General features: G+C 65.0%; 23 protein-coding genes. 11 read left to right on the forward strand and 12 right to left on the reverse strand.

The genetic code is table 11. The features are described from left to right. Window positions 1–6: 6 nt before the first annotated feature. On the reverse strand, window positions 7–1,029 hold the full coding sequence (locus CO669_RS33050) for an ABC transporter substrate-binding protein (protein ID WP_097666574.1): 1,023 nt from the start codon (window positions 1,027–1,029) through the stop codon (window positions 7–9). A gap of 154 nt (window positions 1,030–1,183) precedes the next feature. Between CO669_RS33050 and CO669_RS33055 the strand changes: the two genes are divergently transcribed. The 3 genes from CO669_RS33055 to CO669_RS33065 all read left to right on the forward strand — a co-directional run bounded on the left by CO669_RS33055 (window position 1,184) and on the right by CO669_RS33065 (window position 4,762). Next, window positions 1,184–1,990 (forward strand): creatininase family protein, encoded by an 807-nt coding sequence (locus CO669_RS33055; protein WP_097666576.1) that lies wholly within the window; start codon window positions 1,184–1,186, stop codon window positions 1,988–1,990. Between the two features lie 140 nt (window positions 1,991–2,130). After that, entirely contained in the window at window positions 2,131–2,394 is a 264-nt protein-coding gene (locus CO669_RS33060; RefSeq protein ID WP_198964387.1) for a hypothetical protein, read from the forward strand. 403 nt (window positions 2,395–2,797) lie between these two features. Then, on the forward strand, window positions 2,798–4,762 hold the full coding sequence (locus CO669_RS33065) for a carbohydrate porin (protein WP_198964394.1): 1,965 nt from the start codon (window positions 2,798–2,800) through the stop codon (window positions 4,760–4,762). A gap of 167 nt (window positions 4,763–4,929) precedes the next feature. Here CO669_RS33065 and CO669_RS33070 read toward each other — a convergent pair whose 3' ends face one another. Next, window positions 4,930–7,005, reverse strand: a complete 2,076-nt coding sequence (locus tag CO669_RS33070; protein WP_097666582.1) for a methyl-accepting chemotaxis protein — start codon at window positions 7,003–7,005, stop codon at window positions 4,930–4,932. A 240-nt stretch (window positions 7,006–7,245) separates the two neighbouring features. Here CO669_RS33070 and CO669_RS33075 point away from each other — a divergent pair, with 240 nt between their 5' ends. Beyond that, a complete protein-coding gene (locus CO669_RS33075; protein WP_097666658.1) occupies window positions 7,246–8,541 on the forward strand; it encodes a hemolysin family protein in 1,296 nt (431 codons plus the stop codon). A gap of 31 nt (window positions 8,542–8,572) precedes the next feature. Here the strand turns inward: CO669_RS33075 and CO669_RS33080 are convergent, their stop codons facing one another. The 3 genes from CO669_RS33080 to CO669_RS33090 form a co-directional block, all read right to left on the reverse strand. Beyond that, window positions 8,573–8,812 carry a PilZ domain-containing protein gene (locus CO669_RS33080; RefSeq protein ID WP_097666584.1) on the reverse strand — a complete coding sequence of 80 codons (240 nt, stop codon included), beginning with the start codon at window positions 8,810–8,812 and terminating at the stop codon, window positions 8,573–8,575. 99 nt (window positions 8,813–8,911) lie between these two features. Continuing rightward, window positions 8,912–10,615, reverse strand: a complete 1,704-nt coding sequence (locus CO669_RS33085) for an FMN-binding glutamate synthase family protein (RefSeq protein ID WP_198964388.1) — start codon at window positions 10,613–10,615, stop codon at window positions 8,912–8,914. Window positions 10,616–11,057: 442 nt separating this feature from the next. Then, entirely contained in the window at window positions 11,058–11,831 is a 774-nt protein-coding gene (locus tag CO669_RS33090) for a ferredoxin--NADP reductase (RefSeq protein WP_097666586.1), read from the reverse strand. A gap of 387 nt (window positions 11,832–12,218) precedes the next feature. Here CO669_RS33090 and CO669_RS33095 point away from each other — a divergent pair, with 387 nt between their 5' ends. Beyond that, window positions 12,219–13,025: an ATP-grasp domain-containing protein gene (locus CO669_RS33095; protein WP_097666588.1), complete on the forward strand. Its 807-nt coding sequence runs from the start codon at window positions 12,219–12,221 to the stop codon at window positions 13,023–13,025. A 186-nt stretch (window positions 13,026–13,211) separates the two neighbouring features. Here the strand turns inward: CO669_RS33095 and CO669_RS33100 are convergent, their stop codons facing one another. Both CO669_RS33100 and CO669_RS33105 read right to left on the reverse strand, forming a co-directional pair. Next, on the reverse strand, window positions 13,212–14,177 hold the full coding sequence (locus tag CO669_RS33100) for an amino acid ABC transporter substrate-binding protein (RefSeq protein WP_245444621.1): 966 nt from the start codon (window positions 14,175–14,177) through the stop codon (window positions 13,212–13,214). Between the two features lie 9 nt (window positions 14,178–14,186). Next, a complete protein-coding gene (locus tag CO669_RS33105) occupies window positions 14,187–15,485 on the reverse strand; it encodes a dicarboxylate/amino acid:cation symporter (RefSeq protein WP_097666590.1) in 1,299 nt (432 codons plus the stop codon). Between the two features lie 210 nt (window positions 15,486–15,695). Between CO669_RS33105 and CO669_RS33110 the strand changes: the two genes are divergently transcribed. From CO669_RS33110 to CO669_RS33130, 5 genes are all read left to right on the forward strand, one after another. Next, window positions 15,696–16,697, forward strand: a complete 1,002-nt coding sequence (locus tag CO669_RS33110; protein WP_097666592.1) for an NADP-dependent oxidoreductase — start codon at window positions 15,696–15,698, stop codon at window positions 16,695–16,697. A gap of 157 nt (window positions 16,698–16,854) precedes the next feature. Next, complete coding sequence (locus CO669_RS33115; RefSeq protein WP_097666595.1) at window positions 16,855–17,694, forward strand: cysteine rich repeat-containing protein; 840 nt, start codon at window positions 16,855–16,857, stop codon at window positions 17,692–17,694. Window positions 17,695–17,812: 118 nt separating this feature from the next. Next, a complete protein-coding gene (locus CO669_RS33120; protein WP_097666597.1) occupies window positions 17,813–18,028 on the forward strand; it encodes a hypothetical protein in 216 nt (71 codons plus the stop codon). A gap of 191 nt (window positions 18,029–18,219) precedes the next feature. Further along, a complete protein-coding gene (locus CO669_RS33125) occupies window positions 18,220–19,359 on the forward strand; it encodes an FAD-dependent monooxygenase (protein ID WP_198964389.1) in 1,140 nt (379 codons plus the stop codon). Beyond that, entirely contained in the window at window positions 19,356–20,969 is a 1,614-nt protein-coding gene (locus CO669_RS33130) for a benzoate-CoA ligase family protein (protein WP_097666599.1), read from the forward strand. Before CO669_RS33125 ends, CO669_RS33130 begins: the two co-directional genes overlap by 4 nt. Before the next feature lie 210 nt (window positions 20,970–21,179). Here CO669_RS33130 and CO669_RS33135 read toward each other — a convergent pair whose 3' ends face one another. Together CO669_RS33135 and maiA are read right to left on the reverse strand one after the other, a co-directional pair. Then, complete coding sequence (locus CO669_RS33135) at window positions 21,180–21,692, reverse strand: MarR family winged helix-turn-helix transcriptional regulator (protein WP_198964390.1); 513 nt, start codon at window positions 21,690–21,692, stop codon at window positions 21,180–21,182. Continuing rightward, entirely contained in the window at window positions 21,682–22,314 is a 633-nt protein-coding gene (gene maiA / locus CO669_RS33140; RefSeq protein WP_097666603.1) for a maleylacetoacetate isomerase, read from the reverse strand. The genes CO669_RS33135 and maiA overlap by 11 nt, the downstream gene beginning before the upstream one ends. A 201-nt stretch (window positions 22,315–22,515) precedes the next feature. On the opposite strand from maiA, the gene gtdA reads away from it, so the two are divergent. Further along, window positions 22,516–23,556: a gentisate 1,2-dioxygenase gene (gtdA, locus tag CO669_RS33145; RefSeq protein ID WP_097666666.1), complete on the forward strand. Its 1,041-nt coding sequence runs from the start codon at window positions 22,516–22,518 to the stop codon at window positions 23,554–23,556. 359 nt (window positions 23,557–23,915) lie between these two features. On the opposite strand, the gene CO669_RS33155 is transcribed toward gtdA, so the two are convergent. From CO669_RS33155 to CO669_RS33165, 3 genes are read right to left on the reverse strand one after another with little or no spacing between them, the layout of a single operon-like run. Continuing rightward, window positions 23,916–24,740 carry an ABC transporter permease gene (locus CO669_RS33155; protein WP_198964391.1) on the reverse strand — a complete coding sequence of 275 codons (825 nt, stop codon included), beginning with the start codon at window positions 24,738–24,740 and terminating at the stop codon, window positions 23,916–23,918. After that, window positions 24,733–25,506, reverse strand: coding sequence for an ABC transporter ATP-binding protein (locus CO669_RS33160; protein WP_097666609.1), 774 nt, complete (start codon window positions 25,504–25,506; stop codon window positions 24,733–24,735). Before CO669_RS33160 ends, CO669_RS33155 begins: the two co-directional genes overlap by 8 nt. Window positions 25,507–25,522: 16 nt before the next feature. Beyond that, window positions 25,523–26,527, reverse strand: coding sequence for an ABC transporter substrate-binding protein (locus CO669_RS33165; protein ID WP_097666611.1), 1,005 nt, complete (start codon window positions 26,525–26,527; stop codon window positions 25,523–25,525). Between the last annotated feature and the right edge of the window lie 27 nt (window positions 26,528–26,554).

Below are 26,554 nucleotides of genomic sequence, written 5' to 3' on the forward strand. Positions count from 1 at the left end.
CTTGCGCTACGGCTTGTTCGGGCGCAGCTCGACGCCGACGCCCTTGTTGACGAAGCGCAGCGTGTAGGACTTGCGGAAGTCGAGATCGGGCTTCACGACGCCGGCCTTGACCATCTTGTTGAAGAAGGAGGTGTAACGCTCGTCGCTCATGGCGCCGATCCCGTTCTTCAGGCTGTCGCCGGAATCGACGATGCCGTGCTCCTTCATCTTGGCGACGGAATAGGCGAGCAGATCGTCGGTCATCTCCGGGTTGAGCTTCTTGATCATGGCGTTGCCGGCGGAATTGTCGCGGTAGATGTAATTGTACCAGCCGATCATGGAGGCATCGACGAAGCGCTGCACCATGTCGGGCCTCTTCTCGACGACGTCGCGGCGGGTCTCGATCAGGGTCGAATAGGTGTTGAAGCCGTAATCGGCGAGCAACAGCACGTTCGGCTTGAAGCCGGCGGCTTTCTCCACCGCGAAGGGCTCGGAAGTGACGTAGCCCTGCATGGCGCTCTTGGGATTGGCGATGAACGGCTGCGGGTTGAAATTATAGGGGCGGACGTTCTTTTCGCTGAAACCATATTCGGACTTCAGCCACTGGAAGTAGCTGCCCATGCCCTCCTTCGAGACGAACAGCGTCAGCGGCTTGAGGTCCTCGATCTTGCCGACCTTGGCATCCGGCTGCGTCAGCATCACCTGCGGATCCTTCTGGAAGATCGCGGCGATGGTCACGACGGGAACGTTGTTGGCGACCGCATCGAACGACATCAGCGTGTTCGCGGCCATGAAGAAATCGATCTTGCCCGCGATCAGCAGCATCCGGTTGTTCTCGTTGGGCCCGCCTGGAACGATGGTGACGTCGAGCCCGTATTTCTTGTAGGTGCCGTCGGCGACCGCCTGGAAGAAGCCGCCATGCTCGGCCTCGGCGACCCAGTTGGTGCCAAACGTGACCTTGTCGAGCGTCTCGGCATGGGCCGGGGCGACCGATACCAAGGCGGCCAACAGGCTCGCAGTTAGCGCTCTGCGCAGATGAGAGGGGGTCATAATGGCACTCCGTCGATCGCTTCCGGCCCAATCGCGTCTAGCTCGGGGCAAACCAACGCGATAAAACCTGATGACATCAGGGGACACGAGCCGGTATGGCCCGCGTCCCCTGATAGCGCAAACTTACGTGACAAATTCGGGCAAAGAAACCTTGATGACGCCCTCCCGCGACTGGACCAGGATCCGCTGGGCCGAGACGTCCCCAGCGGAATCGTCGCGCTGGATCGCAGTGCTGCCGCTGGCGGCGACCGAGCAGCACGGCCCGCATTTGCCTGTGACCACCGACGTACTGATCGCGGACGCGTATCTTGCGCGCGTGCGCGAGCTTTTGCCTGACGACGTACCGGCCAGTTTTCTTCACGTTGAACCCGTCGGGATTTCCACCGAGCATATCGACTATCCGGGCACACAGACGCTGCCGACGGAGACTGCGCTGCGGCGATGGACCGGTATCGGCGAGGACATCGCGCGACGCGGCGTGAGGAAGCTCGTCATCGTCACCAGCCATGGCGGCAACAGCGCGGCAATGATGCTGGTGGCGCAGGATCTTCGCGCGCACCAGAAGCTGTTCGTGGTGACGACGTCGTGGTCGCGGCTGTCGAGCGCCGACAGCTTGTTCCCCGCGGAAGAGGTACGCCACGGCATTCACGGTGGCGCCGTCGAGACCTCGATCATGCTGGCGCACCATCCCGATCAGGTGCGCAAGGACGCGATCGCGAATTTTCCCGCGAGCAGCATCGCCATGGAGAAGCAATATCGCTGGCTGTCGACGCAGCGCCCGGCACCGTTCGCCTGGCAGGCGCAGGATCTTCATGTCAGCGGCGCGATCGGCAATGCCACATTGGCCGTGGCCGAAAAGGGCAAGCAGTTGATCGATCGCGGCGCGACGGCTTTTTGCGAGTTGCTCGGCGAGGTCGATAACTTCGACGTGAACAGGCTCGCCAAGGGCCCGCTCGGATAGCCTGCATCCCGTTACAATCATTAGCGAAAACCCTTCAGCCCGGGAGCCGAATCGTCGCATTCGAACCGGACGCGAAGAGCCTCCGTCCAATTGGGCACGCGGGCCACAACGGACCGCCTCAACCCCGGATGGAGTTTCACATGTCGATCAAGACCAAGATTGCCGCCGTCGCTCTCGCTGCCCTCGCCGTGACCGGCAGCATCGCGTCCACCACCACCTCGGCCGAAGCCAAGCAGCCCGGCTGGGTCTGGGGTGTGGGCGCCGGCATCGCCACCGCCGCCGTCGTCGGCTCCGCGATCGCCGCCAGCAACGACCCCTATTACTACGGCTATCACCGCTGCGGCTGGGTCGCCCAGTACAACGCTTTCGGCCAGTACGTCGGCCGCGTTCGTACCTGCTACTGATCCGAGTACCTGAGGCCGATCTCCTACGTGGATCCTGCGTCCGACACGGGCGCCTCATCCACCCCGTGTCGTGCCCCGACCCGCCCGGTTGTCCCCCCGGGCGGGTCATTCGTTTTTGGGCTCGGCTGGAATTGTTGCAAGCCCGTCACACCGAAGTGCGAACCGTTCTGTGCGGCAAACCGCGCCAGTTGCTATTGCGAATTAATCGCAATAATATCTGCAACAGGATCTGGAGCCTGGGAAGAAATCGCGTCGGATCGAGATCGACTCGACCACGCGGAACGAGTCAGGGACCAGATGACAAGATCGTCGCGAATCGGCAGGGATGTCGGCTGCGGCGAGTGGGATACATTTGCGTTTGGGGGCGGGCGTCGTGACGTTGAGGGGTTATCGTTTCAGATACTTGCGGACGGCCGCGGCAATCGCCTCGGGCGTGCTGGCATTTCCCGCGACGGGTCGCGCGGCCGATTTGCCCCTCAAGGCAACCGCGCTGAAAGCGGTCTATGACTGGACCGGCCTCTATATCGGCATGCATGTCGGCGTCACCCGCGGCAACTCCGCGGCGACATTGACCGATCCCACGCTGGCGACCGACAACAACGTCTTCACCGGCGCGACTGGCGGCGTCCAGGCCGGCTACAACTGGCGCCTCAATTCGGGCCTGCTGCTCGGCGTCGAAGGCGACATCTCCTTTCCGAACTACATGCCCTCGAACCACGTCGTATCGTCCGCGGCGACGGCGCTCTCGGGCGCCGAGGAGCGCTGGGACTATGTCGCGAGCCTGCGCGCGCGGCTCGGCTACACCAGCGGCAATTGGCTGTTCTATGCCACCGGCGGCGCGGCGTTCACCGGCGAGCGTTTCCTCTCGACGCCGACGGGCGGCGTTGAAGAGAAGGTGCTGCACACGCGGTTCGGCTGGACCGCCGGCGGCGGCGCCGAATACGCCTTCGCGCCGCATTGGACCGCGCGGCTCGAATATCTCTACAGCAAGTTCGAGAACGCCAACGTCACCTTCCCCTCCGGCGCACAATATGCGTCGTCGATGGATTTTCACAGCCTGCGGCTCGGCCTCAACCGCAAGATCGACTGGCCGGGCGTGCCGACCTACAATCCGAAGTCGGACATCATCGACACCGAGTCGAACCGCTGGGAGATTCACGGCCAGTCGACCGCGCTGGGCCAGGGCTACCCCGCGTTCCGCGCGCCCTACACCGGACCGAACAGCCTGCTCCCGTCGCCGGATTTCCAGCAGACCTGGAGCAATTCGCTCTATCTCAACGCGCGGCTCTGGGACGGCGGCGAGGTCTATTTCAATCCCGAGCTGCTGCAGGGCTTCGGCTTCAACAACACCACCGGCGCCGCGGGCTTCCCCAACGGCGAAGCGCAGAAGTCCGGCTTCCCCTATCCGCATTTCAACGCCTCGCGGCTGTTCGTGCGCCAAACCTTCGGCTTCGGCGGCGAGCAGGAAGAGCTGGCCTCCGGCCAGCTCCAGCTCGCCAGCAAGGTCGATGTCTCGCGTCTGACCTTGCAGGTCGGCAAATTCTCGGTGGTCGACGTGTTCGACGGCAATTCCTATGCGCACGATCCGCGCAAGGATTTCATGAACTGGTCGATCTGGGCGTCCGGCGCCTTCGACTATGCCGCCGACAAGCTCGGCCTCGGCTATGGCGCCACCGCCGAATTGAACCAGAAACAATGGGCCCTGCGCGCCGGCTACTTCCTGATCGGTGCGGAATCGAACTCCAGCAATTTCGACATGAACGTCGGTCGACGCGGCGAATATGTGATGGAGCTTGAGACGCGCTATTCTCTGTTCGGCCGGCCCGGCAAGCTGCGCACGCTCGGCTTCTTCAACAGCGCCTATTCCGGCAGCTACCGTGAGACGCTGGACAATCCCGCGTTCGGCGTCGACATCAGCCAGACCCGCCGCGGCCGCATCAAATACGGCTACGCGTTCAACCTCGAACAGGCCATCACCGACGACATCGGCGTGTTCGGCCGCTGGAGCTGGAACGACGGCCGCAACGAGATCATGGCTTTCACCGACATCGACCGCAGCCTGTCCGGCGGCGTCTCGGTGAAGGGAACGACATGGGGCCGGCCCGACGACGTCGTCGCCATCGCCGGCGCCATCAACGGCCTCTCGCAGGACCATCGCGACTTCATCGCCGCCGGCGGCCTCGGTCCGCTGATCGGCGACGGCCAGCTCAACTACCGACGCGAACGCGTGTTGGAAACCTACTACGCCTACGCGCTGAACAAGGCGCTGACCTTTACCGCCGACTATCAGCTCATCGTCAACCCCGCCTACAACGCGGATCGTGGCCCGGTGTCGGTATTCTCAGGGCGACTGCACGGCGAGTTCTGAGGGGCAGCTCAGGCGCGGCCCGCGCGCGCCTCGTCGTTCGAGACGCCCGCTCTCGCGGGCTCCTCAGGATGAGGCTAAGCAACTACTTGCGCGCGTCTCGAAGGATGGGCCGCGGACATGCGCCTCAATGCGATTTCCTTTCCCGGTGAGGAGAGGAGCTAAAACCTCTACGCCGCGCGGATCGCATCCAGGAACTTGCCGACCTCGATCTTGAGGCGGGTGCTCTCGCCGGACAGTGACTTGGCCGACGCCAGCACGTTGGAGGACGCCGATCCGGTCTGGCTCGCGCCGCGCTGCACGTCGACGATGCTGGCGGAGACCTGCTGGGTACCGCGCGCGGCCTGCTGCACGTTGCGGGAAATCTCCCGCGTCGCGGCGCCCTGCTCTTCGACCGCCGAGGCGATCGCGGATGCGATCTCGGACATCCGGGTGATGGTGTCGCCGATCGCCTTGATGGCGCCGACGGACTCCTCGGTCGCGGTCTGGATACCCGTGATCTGCTGGCTGATCTCGCCGGTGGCCTTGGCGGTCTGCTCGGCCAGCGCCTTGACCTCGGAGGCGACGACGGCGAAGCCGCGCCCGGCCTCGCCAGCCCGCGCCGCCTCGATGGTGGCGTTGAGGGCGAGAAGATTGGTCTGGCCCGCGATCTGGCTGATGAGCTCGACGACGTCGCCGATTCGTCCCGCGGCCCTTGCGAGCTCGCCGACATGGTCGTTGGTCCGCCCTGCCTGCTGCACCGCCTCGCCGGCGATGCGTGCGGAGTCCTGCACCTGGCGGCTGATCTCGTCGACCGACGAGGCCATCTCCTCGGCTGCCGCGGCGACGGTCTGCACGTTGGTGGAGGCCTGTTCGGAGGCGGCCGCGACCGTCGCGGTGACCTTTTCAGATTGATCGGCCGCGCTCGTCAGCGTTCCCGCAGATGCTTCCAGCTCAGACGAGGCCGACGACACCGTGTTGATCACATCGCCGATCATGGCTTCGAAGTCGCGCGCGACCTGATCCATGCGCTGGCTGCGCCGGAGCTTCGCATCGGCCTCGACCGCGGCCGCCTCGTCGGCGGCCTTCTTGGCGAGCAGTGAATCCTTGAAGTGCTGCAGCGAACCCGCCACCTGGCCGATCTCGTCATCGCGTCCCGTCGCGGGGATCTCGACCTCGTGCTGTCCGGCGGCGAGCGTTCCGATCACGTCCGCGATCCGGCCGAGCGGCGTCACCACGCGCCTGCGCAGCATCATGGTCACGCCACCGAGCGTTCCGAGCAAGGCAAGCACGGCCACGCCCGCCAGCGCCAGCATCGCCAGGGCGCCGTTGCGCGCAGCCGTGGCGCGCTCGGCCGCTTCGGCCAGCGCGGCGTCGCGCACGCCGTAGAACATCTGGATGGCAGGGACGATGACGGTCGCCAGTTCGTCGGCTGTGCCGCTGTACTTGCCGTCAGCCCTCGCCGCGGGCATCTCCTTCTCCACGACCGGCGCGGCCTTTCCAAAATAGGACTCCGTCGCCGCCTTCAGCGCGGTGGCGATCCGGGGCGGATTGCCGAGCTGCTGCATGGCGGCTTCGATGCGCTCGCGGTCGGCTTCCACACGTCCCTGCATGCGGTCCATCAGCGAGAATTCGGCGGCCACGAGCGGACGGCGCGCGGACAGCGCCGGCGACAGCGTAGCGGCGCGGCTGCCCGCGGAGACGCGCAGATCCTGCGCCGTCCGCGCCAGGCTCAGAAACGCCGCAAGCGAGGAATCGGCGTTGACGACCTGTCCTTCGAGCCGGTTCATGATGGGCTCGATGTTGCTGATGACCTCCGCAACGGCGGGCAGGAAGCCCTTGACCACAGCACTGTCGCGCGCCGCCAGGGGCACGCTCATCGCGCGATCCGCCGCCGTGGTGACGTCCTTGAGCCGGCGGGCGGCACGATCCAGGGTTTCGATCATCGCTGCGCCGTCATCGAGCACCATGATGGCGCGCCGTGCGGCCTCGAAGCCGGCATCGGCTGCTTTTGCAGCCTTTCCGGCGGCTTCGTTCTGGGCCTGCGTCGCAACGCCTTCCTGGAAGATGGGGGAGATGTAGGGCGCGCGAAGTCCGGCGACGTGCTGGCTGACCGTCAGCATCGCACCGAAGGCATCGACGGTCTTGATCGCGTCGGAGCGGTTCGTGAAGATGCGCGCCTGGGGTATCAGCACCTCGGCGCCGAGGATGACTGCGAAAACCGTCACCGTCAGCATCGACAGCGCGAAAAGTTTCCCGATACGCATCTTGGGTCCCCCGAGCAGATTTCTGCAATGGCGAAAACCTAGCGAGCGGCCACTAAGGGGTCGTTAAGCAAAGATCCGTAGTTCCGCGGAGCGTCAGGTCGTCGCGGAGCGCCCTTGAGGCGCATGGGACACGGGTTCCCGGCAGCACGAATGCGCAGAATTGCCGGCACTTCCTCGCAGAATACCTATATCAATGGCTTGTGCCGCCGTCCGGCCACACTTGCTTACCTCCGGAACATCATGCTCTCGCTGGAACTCGTCATCGTCGTCGTCCTGATCGTCATCAACGGCCTGCTCTCCATGTCCGAGCTGGCCGTGGTTTCGTCCCGCCCGGCGCGGCTGTCGCTGCTTGCTGCCAAGGGCGCGCGCGGCGCCGAGCGGGCGCTGACGCTGGCGGCCGATCCCGGCAAGTTCCTCTCGACGGTGCAGATCGGCATCACCCTGGTCGGCGTGCTCTCCGGCGCGTTCTCCGGCGCGACGCTCGGACAGCGGTTGGCGCAATGGCTGGTCGAGCTCGGCCTGTCCTCCGGCGTCGCCGACATCGTCGGCGTCGGCATCGTCGTCACGCTCATCACCTACGCCACCCTGATCGTCGGCGAGCTGGTGCCGAAACAGGTGGCGCTGCGCGACCCCGAAAGCATCGCGGTGAGAGTTGCGCCGGCCATGCACGTGCTCGCGAAGGTCTCGCTGCCGCTGGTCTTCCTGCTCGACCTCTCCGGCAAGCTGATCCTCACCTTGCTCGGCCGCGGCGGCAAGGCCGAGGAGAAGGTCTCGGAGGACGAGATCCATCACCTCGTCAGCGAAGCCGAGAGCGCAGGCGTGCTCGAGCCCGGCGAGAAGGAGATGATCGCCGGCGTGATGCGGCTCGGCGACCGGCCGGTCGGCGCCGTCATGACGCCGCGCACGGAGGTCGACGAGATCGACCTCAACGACGATCCCGCCGCCATTCAAGAGATCATCGCCAAGAGCCCGCATTCGCGCTTTCCCGTCTCCGACGGCGACCGCGACAAGCCGATCGGCGTGCTCCAGGCCAAGGACCTGCTGGTCGCCTACATGAACGAACGCACGCCGGACCTGCGCGCGCTGGTGCGCGAGGCGCCGGGCATCCCGGCATCGGCAGACGCGCGCGACGTGGTGACCATCCTGAAAGCCGCGCCGGTTCACGTCGGCTTCGTCTACGACGAATATGGCGGATTCGAAGGCATGGTGACGGCCGCCGATATTCTCGAATCGATCGTCGGCGCCTTCCATTCCGAGCAGGGACCGCCGGAGCCCGCCTTTGTCAGGCGCGCCGACTCGTCGCTCCTGATTGCCGGCTGGATGCCGGTGGACGAGTTCGGCGAGCTGCTCGGCATCGAATTGCCGCCGCACCGCTACAACACCGTGGCGGGTCTGGTGCTGCAACAGTTCAGCGTGCTGCCTAACGTCGGCGACGCCTTCGACTTCGGCGGCTGGCACATCGAGGTGGTCGACCTCGACGGACGAAGAATCGACAAGATCCTGGCGAGCCGGTTGACCGAGGTCGAGACGGGGTGAGTTGAGCGAGCGTGCGAGCGCCGGCTCACGCTCACCCGAACCGCACGCCAATCCGCCGCTCCTTGCGCCAGACCACGGTGCACGACAGATGCTTGGCGTCGGCGGTTACGAAAAGCGTGAAATGTTCGGGAATGCCGACGGGGCTGGTGACGTCGAGCGCCGCGCCGGTGTCGGAGAGGTTGCGCACGGTGCAGTCGATCGCGCCGCCGCCGAACTCGATCGTTCCGGCCTTCAGCACGCGATGTCTGGCTTTGTCGCGTCGTTCTTCCATGGGCACATTCTACACCCAGAGTTGAACCAAATATTAACGCCCCTTCGCGCGCGGCGTCTCGCGCGCGGACCGGTATTGTCGTAGGGCGAAGCCGTGCTGCTACTGCGCCGGCTCGAACGTCTCCGCCCGCGCCATCCGCCAGGCGTCGCGGAAACGCGGGTCTTCGGTGCCTTCGAGCAGCTCGCCCGGACGCAGCGACGGATAGAGCTGCGCGAAGGATTGCACCTGGGTCGTGGACGTCCGCTGGCTGAAATGAATCGGGCGCAGCTGCTGCGGATGCTCGAGCCCGGCCGCGGCGATCAGCTCGGTCAGCGAGTGCAGCGTCGCGTGGTGATAATTGTGCACGCGGTCGATCTTGAGCGGCACGTAGAGCGCACGCGCACGGGTCGGATCCTGCGTCGCCACCCCGGTCGGACAGCGGTCGGTATGGCAGCTCAGCGACTGGATGCAGCCGAGCGAGAACATGAAGCCGCGCGCCGAATTGCAATAGTCCGCGCCGATCGCCATCGCGCGCGCCATGTCGAAGGCGGTGGCGATCTTGCCGGAGGCGCCGATCCTGATGCGGTCGCGCGCGTTGATGCCGATCAGCGCGTTGTGGACGAAATTGACGCCCTCGCGCATCGGCATGCCCAGATGATCCATGAACTCCAGCGGTGCCGCGCCGGTGCCGCCTTCGTTGCCGTCGACCACGATGAAATCCGGATAGATGCCGGTTTCCAGCATCGCCTTGCAGATCGCCAGGAATTCCCAGGGGTGGCCGATGCAGAGCTTGAAGCCGGTTGGCTTGCCGCCGGACAGGCGGCGCATCTCGGCGATGAATTGCATCATGCCTGTTGGCGTCGAGAACGCGCGATGCGAGGCCGGTGAGATGCAATCCTCGCCCATCGCGACGCCGCGGATCTTGGAGATCTCCTCGGAGACCTTCGCCGCCGGCAGCACACCGCCATGGCCGGGCTTGGCACCCTGGCTGACCTTGAGCTCGACCATCTTGATCTGGTCGTCGGTCGCGACGCGCGCGAAGGCCTCGGGATCGAAGGTGCCGTCGAGATGACGGCAACCGAAATAGCCGGAGCCGATCTCCCAGATGATGTCGCCGCCCATCTCGCGGTGATAGGGGCTGACGCCGCCCTCTCCGGTGTCATGCGCGAAGCCGCCCTTCTTGGCGCCGGCATTGAGCGCACGCACCGCGTTGGGGCTGAGCGCGCCAAAGCTCATCGCGGAGATGTTGAACACCGAGGCTGAATAGGGCTGCTTGCAATCGGGGCCGCCGATGCTGATGCGGAATTTCTCCTCCGCATGCGCCTTCGGCGAGACCGAGTGGTGCATCCACTCATAGCCCTCGCGGTAGACGTCCTCCTGGGTGCCGAACGGGCGCTTGTCGAGCTCCATCTTGGCGCGCTGATAGACCACGGCGCGGGTATCGCGGGAGAACGGCATGCCGTCCTTCTCGCTCTCGAAGAAATACTGCCGCATCTCCGGGCGTATCTCTTCGAGCAGGAAGCGGATATGCGCCGCGATCGGATAGTTGCGCAGCACCGCGTGGCTCTTCTGCAGCAGATCGCGAATTCCGAGCAGCGTCAGCGCGCCGAAGATCAGGATCGGGACCAGCAGGATGTCGAAGATCTTGCGATCGACGATACCGATGCCGATCAGCAGCGCGGTGACGACCGCGCAGATCGTCAGCACGATGAAGCGCGGCGAGAATGGCAGCAGCAGGGTTTCCATGATCCCCTCTTCCGCCAGCGGCAGGCGTTTGGGGGACGGGGATTGGGAGGATACCTGCGTCTTGATGTCGTCGGCCACGATCCGATCCTCTCGCCAGCATGAGGCGGTACGATACGCCCTCGCCTGTCATACGGATATGACGCGGCCCTTGTTTCAGGCTAGCGAATTCGGCCGAGACAAATCAATCAGCCGAGAGGATAGGCTTTTGCAGTGCAGCAGAGGGGATGGGGGCGGAGAGGATCGCCGTGCGGCGGGCCCTGAATGGGCTGCGGTGGCCCACGCTGGAATCCACAAGCTCAGCTGTCGTCCCGGGCAAGCGCAAGCGCAGACCCGGGATCCATAACCACAGGAAGGGATGGCTAAAAGAAAGCTGTCACTCCGAGTCTTCGCACAGCCGCTCCCTGTGTCTGTGGCGACGAGCGCAGGCGCTCGCGCTGGGGTCCCGGATCGGCGCTTCGCTTGTCCGGGACGACGAGTGAGCGTGAGGAGAAGCCGTCCCGCGCGAGCGGGACAACAGGCCTCAGCGCTCGACGAACGCCTTCTCGATCACGAAATGGCCGGGCTTGTTGCCGCTGCCCTCGATGAAGTCGCGGCCCTCGAACATCACCTTCAGCTCTTCAAGCATCGCGGGGCTGCCGCACATCATGACCCGGTCGGTCTCGATGTTCAGCGGGCCCTGCCCGATATCGTTGAAGATCTGCTCGGAGTTGATGAGGTCGGTGATGCGGCCGCGGTTCTTGAACGGCTCGCGGGTCACGGTCGGGTAGTAGATCAGCTTGTCGGCGAGCAGCTCGCCGAACAGCTCGTCCTCGCGAAGGTTCGCGACGAGCTTCTCGCCATAGGCAAGCTCGGAGACCTGGCGGCAGCCATGGACCAGGACGATGGACTCGAACTGCTCGTAGACATCGGGGTCCTTGATCAGGCTGGCGAAGGGCGCGAGGCCCGTGCCGGTCGACAGCAGCATCAGCCGCTTGCCGGGAATGAGGTTGTCGGTGATCAGCGTGCCGGTCGCCTTGCGGCCGACCAGGATGGTGTCGCCTTCCTTGATCTTCTGGAGGCGCGAGGTCAGCGGGCCGTCCTGAACCTTGATCGAGAAGAACTCGAGTTCTTCCTCGTGGTTGGCGCTTGCCATGCTGTAGGCGCGCAGCAGCGGACGGCCGTCGACCTCGAGGCCGATCATCGCGAACTGCCCGTTCTGGAAGCGGAAGCCGGTGTCGCGCGTGGCGCGGAAGCTGAACAGCGTATCGGTCCAGTGCTGAACGGAAAGAACCTTCTCTCGGTAAAACGCGCTCATGATTTTCGATATTCCGAATAATTGCGGTTTTAGGGCAAAAGCGCTGCCCGGCCCCTGAAAGCGAGGCGGACACCATTGCCATGGCGGAGGATTTCGCGTGTGTGATCTACGCCATTGAGACCAATAATCAACCTCGATTCGGATGCAATTGATGCCGATCAAACCGGCATTTGCAGCAGAAATGGCCGCATCATTAATGAATCTGCTGCCTGGCGTGCAGCGACGGCAATTTCTTTTCCCCGCAGGGCTCGACGACAGCACTTAATTTCCGTCGTGCTCGCGAGAATTTCATTAAGAATAGCTCTGATTTCCACTCCGGCCCGGCGCCGATTTCCGCATTTTTGCGGCTTTTGGCGCCTGGAACGACCGAAACGAGCGACCGAGGCGATGACAAGCAGCGAGCGAATCTTCGTTCAGGCGATCCGGCGCTACTGCGCGGACCACGGCATCGCCGTCGATGTCCGCGCCGGCGGCTGGCTGATCGCGATGCATCTCGGCAAGGTGCGGCAGTTCGCCTTCGGCTACGACATCGGCCTCAACAGCGCGATCGCGCATCGCATCGCCAACGACAAATCCGCCACCGCCGAGGTGCTGGCGCTTACGGGCGTGCCCTGCATTCCTCATCATCTCTTCCTCAATCCGAAGCTGGGCAGGAATGTCGTTGGCGGCGGCTGGCGTGAGGCGATGCTGGACCTGCTGCGCGACAATCCGCAAGGCGTGGTGGTGAAGCCGAACGAGGGAACGTCGGGGCGCTCGGTGTTCAAGGTCACGACGGCGACGGAGCTCGACGACGCGGTTGGCGAAGTCTTCGCCATGAGCACCGGGCTCGTGATCTCGCCCTATGTCGCGATCGAGGAAGAGGTCCGCGTGATCCTGCTCGATGACGTGCCGCTCGTCGTCTATGGCAAGCAGCGCGGCGCCGACTGGCGGCACAATCTCGATGCCGGCGCGAAGCCGGTGCTGCTGGAGAGCGGCGAGATGCGCGCGGCCTGCGCCAAGCTTGCGAGCGACGCTGCGCGCGCCATCGGTATCATCTTTGCATCGATCGACGTGGTTCGTGTCGACGGCTCCTGGCGCGTGCTCGAGATCAATTCCGGTGTGATGATGGAAGCGCTGGCCAAGCTGCATCCCGACCTGGTGCAGGCGACGTATGACGCAGCGCTGGATCGGGTGTTTGCGGGACAGGCGCACTAGCCTCGCCGGAGGCTCCCACCCTCCCCTGGAGGGGGAGGGTCGGCTCGCAGCGCGTCAGCGATGCGAGACGGGGTGGGGTGACAGTCTCTCCACTTCGAATGCTGCCCGTGTTGAGAGATCACCCCATCCCGCTCGCGCTGTGCGCGATCGACCCTCCCCCTCCAGGGGAGGGTAAGAAGGACTGCCCTAATTATTCGCGCTGGCGGAGTCGTCCATCGCCTTGAACGCTTCCTCCAGCTGCAGCGAGATCGGCACGTTCAGGCGTTCGCCGGTCGGAAGCCGCGCGGTGAACCATTTGTTGTAGAGCGGGACGAGGTCGCGGTTGGAGCCGAGCTTGCGGAAGGTGCGCTCGACCACGGCGGAGAGCTGCGGCTCGCCCTTGCGGAACATGATGCCGTAGGGATCGTAGGACAGATAATCCCCGGTGACGCGGTACTTGTCCTGCGCCTTGTGGCGCGCGATCAGGCCGAACAGCAGGATGTCGTCGGTCGCGAACGCATCGGCCTTGCCGTCGGCGAGCATCTGGTAGGATTGCTCGTGATCGGCCCCGACCGCGATGGTCAGCCCCAACGAGAATTTCTTGTCCGCCGCCTGGATCGCCTGCTCGTTGGTGGTGCCCTTCGTCACCACGATGGTCTTGCTCTTGAGATCGGCGAGCTGCTGGACGCCGGATGCCTTGGGCACCATAAGCTTGGTGCCGGCGACGAACATCAGCGGCGAGAAGGCGACGCGCTTGCCGCGCTCGGCATTGGCCGTGGTGGAGCCGCATTCCAGGTCGATCTTGTTCTGGAGCACGGCGTCGATGCGGTCGTCCGAGGTGACCTTGACGTAGTCGATCTTGAGGTTGGGATCGTCGACCTCGACCCCGATCTCCTCGACGATGGCTTCGCAGAGCTCGAGGCTGTAGCCGATCGGCCGGCCCGACTGGTCGACGAAGGAGAACGGCGGCGAGCTCTCGCGATAGCCGAGCCGCACCGCGTGCGCCGTCTTGATCGCCGACAGCGTCGGGCTGAGCCCCTCGCTGCCGCTCTGCGCGCACGCTGATGTCGCGAACGAGAAGGTCGCGAACAAGGTGATCGCGAACAAGGCGGTCGCGGGCAACGAGCCCGCAAGCCGGCCCGGGGTCAGCGACCTCGCCAATGTCTCGCCCATGGTTCGCTCCTATCCATGGCCGGCCATCGCGGGCACTTCGCCCGGCACCATGTCATCGGGCACGACGTCGCCGGGCCCGAGCGCGTGCTCGGGTCCGAGCTCGCCTTCCCATTTGGCGACGACCGAGGTCGCAAGCGTATTGCCGATCACGTTGGTGGCGCTGCGGCCCATGTCGAGGAAGGTGTCGATGCCCATGATCATCAGGAGGCCCGCCTCGGGAATGTTGAACTGCGCCAGCGTGGACGCGATCACGACGAGGGAGGCGCGCGGCACGCCGGCGACGCCCTTGGAGGTGATCATCAGTGTCGCCAGCATCGCGAGCTGGGTGCCGAGCGGCATGTCGATGTGATAGCTCTGCGCGATGAAGACTGCCGCGAACGTGCAGTACATCATCGTGCCGTCGAGGTTGAAGGAATAGCCGAGCGGCAGCACGAAGCTCGATATCCGCGACGAGGCACCGAAGCGGTTGAGGGCCTCCAGCGTCTTCGGATAGGCCGCCTCCGAGCTCGCGGTCGAGAACGCGATCATCAGCGGCTCGCGGACCAGCTTCAGGAGATGGCTGTAGCGCGGCCCGATGACGATGAAGCCGACCACGATCAGGATCGACCACAGGATCATCAGCGACAGGTAGAAGCCGCCCATGAAGACGACGAGCTTCCAGAGCACGGCGAGGCCGTTCTTGGCGACGGTCGCGGTGATGGCGGCCCACACCGCGAGCGGCGCGAACAGCATCACGTAGCTCGTGACCTTGAGCATGATGTGGCCGACGTCGTCGATCATCGCCAGGATCGGCTTGGAACGCTCGGGCATGGAGCCCATCGCCACCGAGAAGAACACCGCGAAGATCACGATCTGCAGGATCTCGTTCTGCGCCATCGCGTCCGCAATCGAGGTCGGGATCAGATGGGTGAGGAATTTTTCGATCGAGAAGGCCGACACCGGCAGGCCGGTCGATTGCCCCGCCGCGGGCAGCGTGCCCGGGAAGTTCGCGCCGGGCTGCAGCAGATTGACCATAACGAGGCCAAGCAGGAGCGAAACGAAGGAGGCGCTGATGAACCAGCCCATGGTCTTGGCGAAGATGCGGCCGAGCTTGGAGCCCGAGCCCATATGGGCGATGCCGCCGACCAGGGTCGCGAACACCAGGGGCGCGATGATCATCTTGATCAGGCGCAGGAACATCATGGCGATCAGGTTGATGGCAGAGGCCCACTCGGCGCGGGTGTCGGGCAGGAAGTTGTAGATCGCCGCCCCCATGATGATGCCGAGCACCATCGCCGCCAGAATGTATTGCGTAAACCTGTTGGACATCGTTGACCCCCACGTACACCGGCGCTTCATGATGTCGCAGATATCACAACGACGCAACACGCTTTGCGTGTGATCGCGTTTGCGCGATGTTCCCGTTGTGAAATGGAACGGCGCGCTCTAGCCTTCATGCAGCGCACAACACATGCGGTCTGCACGTTTCGTTTGCGGCGGCTGCATCAATAATCGTCAAGACATAAGAGGGGAAACGCCATGAGCGCCAACGTCAATCGCCAGATTCTGCTGGTCGAAAAGCCCAGCGGCAAGCTGGGCCCGGAGCACTTCAAGATGGTGGACGGCGCCATGCCGGAACCGAAGGACGGCGAGGCTCTGCTGCGCGTGCGATACATCTCGCTCGACGCCGCCAACCGCGCATGGATGCATGGCGCGACCTATCGTTCTGCGGTGGAAGCCAACAGCGTGATGGCCGGCGGCGCCATCGCCGAGGTCCTCAGCTCGAAGGCCGAGGGACTTGCGGCGGGCGACATCGTGTTCGGCGACACCGGCTGGCAGGAATTTGCCGCGGTGCCGGCAAAGCATCTCACCAAGATGCCGAAGCTCGAGCCGATGACGCATCTGCTCAGCGTGTTCGGCATCGCCGGCCTCACCGCCTATTTCGGCTTGCTGGAGGTCGGCAAACCCAAAGAGGGCGAGACCGTCGTGGTTTCCGCGGCCGCAGGCTCGGTCGGCTCGATCGTCGGACAGATCGCCAAGATCAAGGGATGCCGAGTGATCGGCATCGCCGGCGGCGCGGACAAGTGCAACTGGCTGACCTCGGAGCTCGGCTTCGATGCCGCCGTGGACTACAAGGACGGCGCGGTGTTCAAGGCGTTGCGCGCCGCCGCGCCCAAGGGCATCGACGTCTATTTCGACAATGTCGGCGGCGACATTCTCGAAGCCTGCCTGCCGCAGATGAACAATTACGGCCGCATCGCCTGCTGCGGCGCGATCTCGCAATATGACGGCACACCATCCGCGCACGGCCCGCGCGGCGTACCGGGACTGATCGTGGTGAAGCGGCTCGTCATGCAGGGCTTCATCGTGATGGATTACATGAAGGAGAGCCCGCGCGCGCTCGCCGACCTCCAGGCCTGGGTCAAATCCGGCAAGCTGAAGGTGCAGGAAGACATCATCGACGGTCTCGCGAACACGCCAAAGGCGCTGATCGGATTGCTTGCGGGCGAAAACCGCGGCAAGCGGATGATCAGGCTCTGACGATTCCGTCCCATCGTGTCGGCGCCGGCATAATCTACTTGCGGTAGCGACCGAAGCGGCCAATGATATCGCTCGCGAGGCATCACTCGCGGGCGATTGCGGTTGCGTGACTTTGATTAAGCATCGAACGATATCGACAGGGCAGGAATTTATTCAGATGTTCAACACGTTGAAGCAAGTCTCAACGCGCAAGGCGCTGCTGGCGGCAGCATTCTTCGCAACTGCAACAGGCGCGTTCGCGCAAGCGCCGACCGATGCGCAGAAGAGCGCCATCAGGTCCGCGTGCCGCTCGGACTTCATGGCGCACTGCTCGAGCGTGACGCCTGGCGGCGCGGAAGCGTTCCAATGTCTGCAGAAGAACATGTCGAGCCTCTCTTCGGGATGCCAGACCGCCGTTCGCGCGATCGCGCCTCCGGCGGCCAAGACCGAACCTGCTGCCGCGCCGAAAGCCGAAGCGGCCCCGAAGGAAGCAGCTCCCAAGGCGGAGCCGGCAGCTGCCGCGCCCAAGGCTGAGCCCGCTCCCGCTGCGAAGCCGGCCGCCGCACCGGCGCCGAAGGCTGCTGCGCCCAAGCAGCCGAGCAGCGCGCAACTTGCCGCCATCAAGAGCGCGTGCCGGGGCGATTATCCCAAGGTCTGCGCCAGCGTGCCGCCGGGCGGCGCGCCTGCGCTGGAATGCCTGGAGAAGAACAAAGCCAAGGTCTCGCCGGCCTGCGGAAGCGCCGTCAGCGCAGCAACCGGTGGCGGCGCGGCAGCCGCCACAGCCCCGTCTGCAGGCGCCGCAGCCGCCCCTGCCGCAGCGCCCACCGTGCTCGTGCTGCGTCCGATGCGGCCGCGCGAAGAGCTGTTCGTGGCACGATCGGCCTGCGGCGCGGACATTCGCACGATCTGTGCCGGCGTCGACGTTGGCGCCGGCCGCATCATGCAGTGTCTTGCGAACAACGCGGCGTCGCTGTCGCCGGCGTGCCGGGACGTGCTGGCGGCGTTCACGGTGCGATAGCTGCGCCGCGCAACGCGCGCATCGATATTGGCGGCGTGCGAACATGAATTTTCGCACGCCTGCAGCGACAAACTCTTTGCTGATCCGATTTCGATCACGACAAGACCGGGAGAACAACATGCGATCATTGCTGCTCGTTGCTTCTGCGCTCCTCGCTTTCGGCGCAACCATGACCCTCGAGGCCACCGATGCCAATGCGGTGGTGTGCGCCCGCGGCGTCTATCGCGCCGGCTGCGCCGGACCGAACGCGGCCGTCGTGGTCCGCAAGCCGGTTCCGGTCGTCCGCTGCACCAGGGTGCTGGTGAACGGCGTCTACGTGAAGCGCTGCGTCTGACACGCGAATAGCCAAGCCGGCGCGGTTTGGCTATGATTCGGGCCTGACGGCTTCGGCCGCGCGCAAGACGTGCGTCCGAAGATGAGCTGCGGCGCGTCCCTGCCTGGCCGATAATTCTGCTGGCGCGGGATGCCGGAGCACATTAGTCTACCCCTAGATAGTAAGTATACTGTCAATTAGGGAGGCAGGCGTTGCGGATCGCCGTGATTGGCGGAGGGCCCGGTGGGCTCTATTTCGCCTATCTGTGGAAGAAGCGTCACCCCGAGGATCAGGTCGACCTGTTCGAGCAGAACCCGGCCGACGCGACCTGGGGCTTTGGCGTCGTGTTCTCCGACCAGGCGCTGGAATTCCTGCGCGCCGACGACCCCGAGACGGTCGACGCGATTGCGCCGCACATGGAGAGCTGGGAGAACATCACGCTGAACCTCGGCGGCGACAGCGTCGCCATCGACGGCGTCGGCTTCTCCTCCATCGGCCGGCTCGAGCTGCTGAGGTTCCTGCAGCAGCGCGCGCTCGGCGTCGGCGTCACACCGCGCTTCGACACGCAGATCCACGCGATCGACCAGCTCAATGGCCACGATCTGATCGTCGCCGCGGACGGCTTGAATTCGCTGGTGCGCCGCGCCTATGAGGGCGATTTCGGGACGTCGCTGTCCTACTCCTCCAACAAGTTCGTCTGGTACGGCACCTCGAAACGCTTCGACGCGTTGTCGCAGACCTTCGTGAAGACCGACCGCGGGGCTTTCAACGCCCATCACTACCGCTACTCGCCGACCATGAGCACCTTCCTGGTCGAATGCGATCACGCGACCTGGCAGGCCTATGGCTTCGCCTACAAGGACGTCGAGCAGTCCAAGGGCGTCTGCGAGGAGGTGTTCGCGGACACGCTCGGCGGCCACTGCCTCGTCTCCAACAAATCGGTCTGGCGCAACTTCCCCTGGGTCTGGAACGAGCACTGGTCGTTCAAGAACATGGTGCTGATCGGCGACGCCCTGCATTCGGCGCACTTCTCGATCGGCTCGGGCACGCGGCTTGCCATCGAGGACGCCATTGCGCTGGTCAAAGCGCTGGAATCGGATGCGCACCTGACCACCGCATTGCACCGCTATCAGGCCGCGCGAAAGCCGGTGGTGCAGAAGCTCGTCAACGCGGCCCGCACCAGCGCCTTCTGGTACGAGCATTTCGCCCAGCACATGCAGCAGGGCCTGATGGACTTCGCCTACAGCTACATCACCCGCTCCGGCCGTATCGACGATGCACGCCTGCGCCACATGTCGCCGGCCTTCATGGCGCGTTACGAGGCCGCCAAGAACGGTGGGGATGAGGCATGAGCAACGAGATACGCGACCAGGTGCCCGCCGACAGCAACGGGGCGCGCGAGATCGGTTTTGCCGTTCCTGACATCTACAACGCCAGCCGGGTGTTGTTCGACAATCTCGCCAAAGGCCGCGGCGACAAGCCCGCGCTGATCGGCCCGGCGGGCACGCGGACCTATGCCGACCTCTGCGACGAGGCCCGCCGCTGGGGCAACGGATTTGCTTCGCTCGGCCTGACGCGCGGCGACCGCGTGCTGCTGTTCCTCGACGACACGCCGGCCTACCCGGCTGCTTTCTTCGGCGCGGTGCGCGCCGGCTTCGTGCCGCTCCTGATCAACACGCTGACGCCGCCCGACCTCCTGCAGTTCTATCTCGCAGATTCCGGCGCCACCGTTGCGGTGGTGGACGCCGAGTTCTGCGCGCGCTTCAATGCGGAGGCATGCAAGGATACGAAGCTGCATACGCTGATCATCGCCAACGGACCGGCGGGCGATCACGCCGCACCGAGGGCGCTCGCGGCAGCAAGCTGGCTTGCGCTGTTTCCCGTCGAGCTGGCGGAAGCGGACACCCATCGCAACGAGATGGCGTTCTGGATGTATTCCTCGGGGTCGACCGGCCGGCCCAAGGGCATCGTGCATCTCCAGCACGACATGGCCTATAGCGACCTCGCTTTCGCGAAAGACATCCTGAAGCTGACGCCTGACGACATCTGCTTCTCCGTGCCGAAGATCTTCTTCGCCTATGGCTTCGGCAATTCCGTCACCTTCCCGTTCTCGGCGGGGGCGGCGACGCTGCTGCTGCCGGGCCAACCGAAGCCCGCCGCGATCTTTGCGGCGATCGCGCAGTACAGGCCGACGCTGTTCTTCGGCCTGCCGACGCTCTACACGGCGCTGACCAAGGCCGCGGGCGCAGAGACGACGGATTTCTCGTCATTGCGCATGGCGCTCTCCGCGGCCGAGGTGCTTTCGGCCGAAGTCTTCAACGGCTGGAAGACGCTCACGGGCCTCGAGATCGTCGAAGGTCTCGGCTCGACCGAGGTGCTGCACATCTATCTCTCCAACAGGACCGAGCGGAAGAAGCTCGGCGCCGCCGGCCTGCGCGTGCCCGGCTACGAGGTCGCGCTGCGCGACAAGGACGGCCGCGACGTCGCCGACAACGAGGAAGGCATCTTGTGGGTGCGCGGCGATTCCAACACGCCGCTGTACTGGAACAGGCCGGACAAATCCGCCGAGACCATTCGCGAGGGTGGCTGGATCTACACCGGCGACCGTTTCGTGCGCGATGCCGACGGCTTCCACTTCTTCCGCGGCCGCGCCGATGATCTCATCAAGATCTCGGGCCAATGGGTCTATCCGCTCGAAGTCGAGCTGTGCCTCGCCGACCACCCCGATATCCGCGAATGCGCGGTGTTCGCCGCCGAGCTGCCGGACCGCCGCATGACGCTGAAGGCCGTGGTGGTGATGAACAACCGCGCGGTCAACCAGGGCGACGCGACGCGGCGCTTGCAGGATTACGTCAAGGGCAAGCTGCTGCCGTACAAATATCCGCGCGAGGTGATCTTCACCGACGAGCTGCCGAAGACGGGCACAGGAAAGATTGATAGGCAGGCGCTGCTGCGGATGTGACGCAAACAGCGGTAAGGGACGCACACTGCCGCCACCATCTCGGTGTCATCCCCGCGAACGCGGGGATCCATAACCACAGGGAGTGGTTGTGGCGTTAACTGGTAACTCCGAGTCCCCGCCAAACTCCTGCTGCGGCGTATGGGTCCCGGATCTGCGCTTACGCTTGTCCGGGACGACAGCGGAGAGTGGCGCACATAACACACTTCCCCCTCACCCCGCCTTCCCCAGATGCTCCAACGCATCCTCGGCCCGCAGCGGGACGCGCGAGGCCTCGTTGTTGAGGTCGACGAGCTCTGACATCAGCCCCATCAACACCTTGCGGTCCGCCGGCTTCAGCGGCTCCAGCATGCGCGCCTGCGCGCGCTCGACGGCGGGGATGATCTCGCGCAGGATCGCAGCGCCCGATCTGGTCAGATAGAGCAGCTTGATCCGCTTGTCCTCGGGCGCCGGCTTGCGCTCGATATAGTCCTTGGCCTGGAGTCGCTCGATGACGCTGCCGAGCGTCGAGCGGTCGAAGGCGATCACCGCCGACAGCCGCGTCGCGTCGATGCCGGGATGGGTGTGGATCGCGATCAGGGCCGCATATTGCACCGGTGTCAGGTCGAACGCCTTGCACTCCTCCATGAAGATCGAGACTGCGATCTGCTGCATGCGCCGGAACAGATAGCCCGGCGCGGCATAGACGGCGTCGATCGTGATCGGAGCGGGCGGCTTACTCGGCATCGGGCTGCTTCTCCGGTGCGGCATCGGCGAACGCCTGCAGCGCCTTGGCCGCGGCTTCGGCCTCGAGCAGGCGCGGATAGGCCGAGACGTCGACGCCGAAGCGGCGCGCATTGGCGAGCTGCGGCACGAGGCAGAGGTCCGCCAGCGTCGGCGCGCCGCCGAAGCAGAACGGGCCGGGCTCGTCCCGGATCAACGTCTCGCAGGCCGACAACCCTTCGCGGTTGACCCAGGCGGCCCAGTCCTGGACCTTCTCCTCGGGCAGGCCAAGCTCGCGCAGCCGCGCCAGCACCTTCAAATTCTGTACCGGATGGGTGTCGCAGGCGATCGCCAACGCGAACGCCCTCACCTTGGCGCGGCGTAGCGAATCCTTCGGCAACAGCGGCGGATTGGGGTGCGTCTCATCGAGCCATTCGATGATGGCGACCGATTGGGTCAGCACCGCCCCCGCATCGTCCTCCAGCGCCGGCACGAGGCCTTGCGGATTGATGGCGAGATAAGCGGGCGCGCATTGCTCGCCCTTGCGCAGATGATGCGGCAGATACGCGGCCTTGAGGCCCTTCAGGTTCAGCGCAATCCGCACGCGATAGGCCGCGCTGGAGCGGAAATAGCCGTGCAGCTTCATGGGGAGCCTCCCTCCATTTTTGTCGTTCCGGGGCTCGCGAAGCGAGAACCATGGTGCGCACTTGCGCACCTGGGAACCTCGAGATTCCGGATGCGATGCTATCGCATCGCTCCGGAATGACGACAACCGCCGACCGCCAACATTGACGCTACCTAGATCGTCAGTATACTGTCAATCAACAAAATGATCGGGAGCGCCGCCATGGAAGCCGTGACCAAGACGCCGGAACGCGAGGCCTTCTACAGGAAGATCGACGGCGAGAACCTCACCGCGCTGTGGACGGTGATGAGCGATCTGATCACGCCGGAGCCGCGAAGCGCCTGCCGGCCGCACCTCTGGAAGTTCGAAATCATCCGCGACTACATGACGGAGGCAGGCAAGCTCATCACCGCCAAGGAAGCCGAGCGGCGCGTGCTGGTGCTGGAGAATCCGGGCCTGCGCGGCCAGTCCAAGATCACGACCTCGCTCTATGCCGGCGTGCAGATGGTGGTGCCCGGCGACGTCGCCCCCGCGCACCGGCACAGCCAGTCGGCGCTGCGCTTCGTGCTTGAAGGCAAGGGCGCCCACACGGCCGTGGACGGCGAGCGCACCGCGATGGAGCCGGGCGACTTCATCATCACGCCGTCGATGACCTGGCACGATCATTCCAACGAGACCGATCAGCCGATGTTCTGGCTCGACGGCCTCGATATTCCCCTGGTGCAGTTCTTCGACTGCTCCTTCGCGGAAGGCTCCAAGGACGACCAGCAGAAGATCACGAAGCCCGCCGGCGACAGCTTCGCGCGCTACGGCCACAATCTGCTGCCGGTGGACGTGAAGCGCTCCTCCAAGACCTCGCCGATCTTCAGCTATCCCTATGCCTACACCCGCGAGGCGCTGGAAAAGGCCAGGACGAGCCAGGAGTGGGACGCCTGCCACGGGCTGAAGCTGAAGTTCAGCAATCCCGAAACCGGCGATTTCGCGATGCCGACCATCGGCACGTTCATCCAGCTGCTGCCCAAGGGATTCAAGACCGCGCGCTATCGCTCGACCGATGCGACCGTGTTCTGCCCGATCGAGGGCAAGGGCCGCAGCCGCATCGGCGACGCCGTCTTCGAATGGGGCCCGCGCGATCTGTTCGTGGTGCCGAGCTGGCACTGGGTGACGCACGAGACGGACGAGGACGCCGTGCTGTTCAGCTTCTCGGACCGCCCGGTGCAGCAGAAGCTGGATCTGTTCAGGGAAGATCGCGGGAACGCGTGAAGGGCCACCGGTCTATCCTTCGTCATGGCCGGGCTTGACCCGGCCATCCACGCCCTGCCGCGCGGACCGAAGAACGTGGATGCCCGGGACAAGCCCGGGCATGACGACCTGAATTTGCTGCGTTCATCTCCATGCACGTCGTCATTGCGAGCGTAGCGAAGCAATCCAGACTCTTTCCACGGAGGCAGTCTGGATTGCTTCGTCGCAAAGGCTCCTCGCAATGACGGGCTTTGCTGCCTCCGGTGCAGCAGTCTCGTAGGGTGGGCAAAGGCGCAACGCGCCGTGCCCACGTCTTCCAACAATGAAGGTCTGGTGGGCACGCTCGCGCTTTGCCCACCCTACGGCAGCGGTGAACTTGGCTAGCGCCAGTGGAGCAGCCGCGTCTCCAGCCAGCCGATCACCTTGCCGACCACGAGCCCGAACACCGACAGGATCACCACGCCCGCGAGCAACTGATCCGTTTGCATGAGATTGCCCGCCTGCAGCACGAAGGCGCCGATGCCGTATTGCGCGCCGATCATCTCGGCGCTGACGACGAGCAGCAGCGCCACCGAGGCCGTGATGCGGAAGCCGGCGAGGATCGCGGGCAGCGCGCCGGGCCAGATCACCTTGCGCACGATGGTCGCGAACGGAACGTTGAAGCTTTGCGCCATGCGGATCAGGTTGCGCGGCACCGCGTCGACGCCGCTATAGACCGAGATCGCGGTCGAGAAGAACACCCCGAGTGCAATGGTCGCGATCTTCGGCTCTTCGCCGATGCCGAGCCAGAGGATCAAGAGCGGCAGCAGCGCGATCTTCGGGATCGGGAACAGCGCCGAGATGAAGGTGATGCCGACGCTGCGCGCCAGCCGCGACAGGCCGATGGCGAAGCCGACGACGACGCCGGCCGCCGTGCCGAGCAGCCAGCCGACGCCGATGCGCAGCAGCGAGGCCGAGAGATGCTGCCAGAGCGCGCCGGAGACCGCGAGCTGATAGATCGCGCGGACGATGGCAGCGGGCGTCGGCAGAAACAGCGCGTTGACGAGACCGGCGCTGCCCGCGGCCTGCCAGATCGCGATCACCAAAGCGAGCGCAATCCAGCCGCCGTATCGGCTCGACGCCGGCACGAAGCCGGCGCCCCGAAAGCGGACGGGCCGCGTCGCCTCGTTCTTCGCCACCGCCTCCGTTGCCGCGCGATCAAGCATGCTGGACCTCGCGCTCGGCATCGATCGCCTCGTTGCGGATCAGTGACCAGATCTGGTTCTGCAGCGCCAGCAGCTTTTCGCGCGCCGAAGCTTCGCCGCGCGCGGCGCGCGTCATCGGCACGGTCATGACCTCGCGGATGCGCCCCGGCCGCCGCGACAGCACCACGATGCGGTCGGCAAGGCGCGCGGCCTCTTCGAGATTATGGGTGACATAGACCGCGCCCATGCCGCCATCGGCGAGCAGGCGGACGAAATCCTCCATCAGGAGCTCGCGGGTCTGCGAATCCAGCGCCGAGAGCGGTTCGTCCATCAAGAGGATCGCAGGCTTCACCGCAAGCGCGCGCGAAATGCCGACGCGCTGGCGCATGCCGCCGGAGAGCTGCTTGGGATAGGTGGCGCGGAAGTCTGTCAGGCCCGTGCGGCGCAGGGCGTCGTCGACCAGCGCGCGACGCTGCGCGGCCGAGAGCCGGGTATGCAGCAGCGGAAATTCGACGTTTTCTTCCACCGTCGCCCAGGGCAGCAGCGCAAAATCCTGGAACACGAAGGTGAGCGGATTGAGGCTGTCCGCCGGCGGCGCGCCGCGCAGCTCGGGCGCGCCCGAGGTCGGCTGCAGCAATCCGCCGAGAATCGAGAGCAGCGTGCTCTTGCCGCAGCCGGAGGGACCAACGATCGCTACCACCTCGCCGGCGCCGACGGTGAAGGAGACGTCGTCGAGCACGGCGAGATCGCCGAAGCGGTGGGTGATGTGGCTGGCGATCAGGTCCATGAACTGCGTTCTGCTCTCAATCCGCCTTCACATAGTCCTTGGCGATGATCGCTTCCGCGTCGAAGCCCTTGTCGGCGAAGCCCTGCTCCTGCAGCCATTTGATCTGGTTGTCGACGTTCTTCACGTCGAGCTTGCCGTCGGGATCGATATAGGCGCAGTTGCCGACCACCTGCTCGACCGGCAGGTTGGTGTATTTCGCGATGATCTCGAGCAGCGGTTTGGTCTTGTCGTTGATCGGCGCAACGCCATCCTTCATCGCGGCGAGGATGACGTCATGATATTCGCGGTCCGCCTTGGCAAGCGCGGCGAGCAGCTTGGTCACCAGCGCCTTGTTGGTCAGCGTCTTGGGCGAGGCGAACACCGCGCCCAATTGCCAGGGCGTCTCGTCGCCGACCCACCCCAGGAACTTCGCGCCGCCTTCGTCCATCAGCTTTCGCGCGGTGGAGATGGGAAGCAGCGCCGCATCGACGGTCTCGCCCTTCAGCGCGGCCGCCGCATTCGACAGCGATTGCAGCGGCACGATCTTCACGTCCGCGAGCTTGAAGCCGTATTTGTCGGCGAGCAGGCCGAGCGAGTAGTGAAAGGAGGATCCGACCTGCGTCATCGCCACGCGCTTGCCGGCGAGGTCCTTCGGGGTCTTGAGCCCGGCGGCATAGGCGTTGTTGCTGGCGAAATAGCCGATCAGGGGATAGCCGGCCTTCTCCCGGCTCATGCCGCCGATCACCTTCAACGTGCCCTTGCCGGCGAGATTGTAGAGGCCGGCGGTGAAGGCGGTGATGCCGAAATCGACATCGCCCGAGGTGGTGGCGACCGCGATCGGCTGCGCCGCGTCGAAGAACTTCAGCTCGACCTCAAGGCCGGCCTCGCGGAAATAGCCCTTGTCCTGCGCGATGAAGACCGGCGCGGAGGAGGACAGGCGCAGCACGCCAACCCTGGCCTTCAGCGCGTCCTCGGCCCGCGCGGTGCCCATCGCCGTGATCGCCACCAGCCCCGCAAGCGCGAGCCGCATTATCCCGATCATCCCGTTTCCTCCGCCGTCGTTGTCTTG

Origin of the sequence: Bradyrhizobium sp. Y36, from assembly GCF_002531575.1 — a bacterium.
Taxonomy (GTDB): Bacteria; Pseudomonadota; Alphaproteobacteria; order Rhizobiales; family Xanthobacteraceae; genus Bradyrhizobium.

Coding starts and splice junctions, on each gene's coding strand:
- CO669_RS33070 (WP_097666582.1), bottom strand. CDS start 7,005: ATGCGTATCGGGAAACTTTTCGCGCTGTCGATGCTGACGGTGACGGTT.
- CO669_RS33060 (WP_198964387.1), top strand. CDS start 2,131: ATGTCGATCAAGACCAAGATTGCCGCCGTCGCTCTCGCTGCCCTCGCC.
- CO669_RS33165 (WP_097666611.1), bottom strand. CDS start 26,527: ATGATCGGGATAATGCGGCTCGCGCTTGCGGGGCTGGTGGCGATCACG.
- CO669_RS33090 (WP_097666586.1), bottom strand. CDS start 11,831: ATGAGCGCGTTTTACCGAGAGAAGGTTCTTTCCGTTCAGCACTGGACC.
- CO669_RS33075 (WP_097666658.1), top strand. CDS start 7,246: ATGCTCTCGCTGGAACTCGTCATCGTCGTCGTCCTGATCGTCATCAAC.
- CO669_RS33135 (WP_198964390.1), bottom strand. CDS start 21,692: ATGCCGAGTAAGCCGCCCGCTCCGATCACGATCGACGCCGTCTATGCC.
- CO669_RS33115 (WP_097666595.1), top strand. CDS start 16,855: ATGTTCAACACGTTGAAGCAAGTCTCAACGCGCAAGGCGCTGCTGGCG.
- CO669_RS33155 (WP_198964391.1), bottom strand. CDS start 24,740: ATGCTTGATCGCGCGGCAACGGAGGCGGTGGCGAAGAACGAGGCGACG.
- gtdA (WP_097666666.1), top strand. CDS start 22,516: ATGGAAGCCGTGACCAAGACGCCGGAACGCGAGGCCTTCTACAGGAAG.
- CO669_RS33095 (WP_097666588.1), top strand. CDS start 12,219: ATGACAAGCAGCGAGCGAATCTTCGTTCAGGCGATCCGGCGCTACTGC.
- CO669_RS33160 (WP_097666609.1), bottom strand. CDS start 25,506: ATGGACCTGATCGCCAGCCACATCACCCACCGCTTCGGCGATCTCGCC.
- CO669_RS33105 (WP_097666590.1), bottom strand. CDS start 15,485: ATGTCCAACAGGTTTACGCAATACATTCTGGCGGCGATGGTGCTCGGC.
- CO669_RS33080 (WP_097666584.1), bottom strand. CDS start 8,812: ATGGAAGAACGACGCGACAAAGCCAGACATCGCGTGCTGAAGGCCGGA.
- CO669_RS33130 (WP_097666599.1), top strand. CDS start 19,356: ATGAGCAACGAGATACGCGACCAGGTGCCCGCCGACAGCAACGGGGCG.
- maiA (WP_097666603.1), bottom strand. CDS start 22,314: ATGAAGCTGCACGGCTATTTCCGCTCCAGCGCGGCCTATCGCGTGCGG.
- CO669_RS33100 (WP_245444621.1), bottom strand. CDS start 14,177: ATGGGCGAGACATTGGCGAGGTCGCTGACCCCGGGCCGGCTTGCGGGC.
- CO669_RS33110 (WP_097666592.1), top strand. CDS start 15,696: ATGAGCGCCAACGTCAATCGCCAGATTCTGCTGGTCGAAAAGCCCAGC.
- CO669_RS33050 (WP_097666574.1), bottom strand. CDS start 1,029: ATGACCCCCTCTCATCTGCGCAGAGCGCTAACTGCGAGCCTGTTGGCC.
- CO669_RS33120 (WP_097666597.1), top strand. CDS start 17,813: ATGCGATCATTGCTGCTCGTTGCTTCTGCGCTCCTCGCTTTCGGCGCA.
- CO669_RS33055 (WP_097666576.1), top strand. CDS start 1,184: ATGACGCCCTCCCGCGACTGGACCAGGATCCGCTGGGCCGAGACGTCC.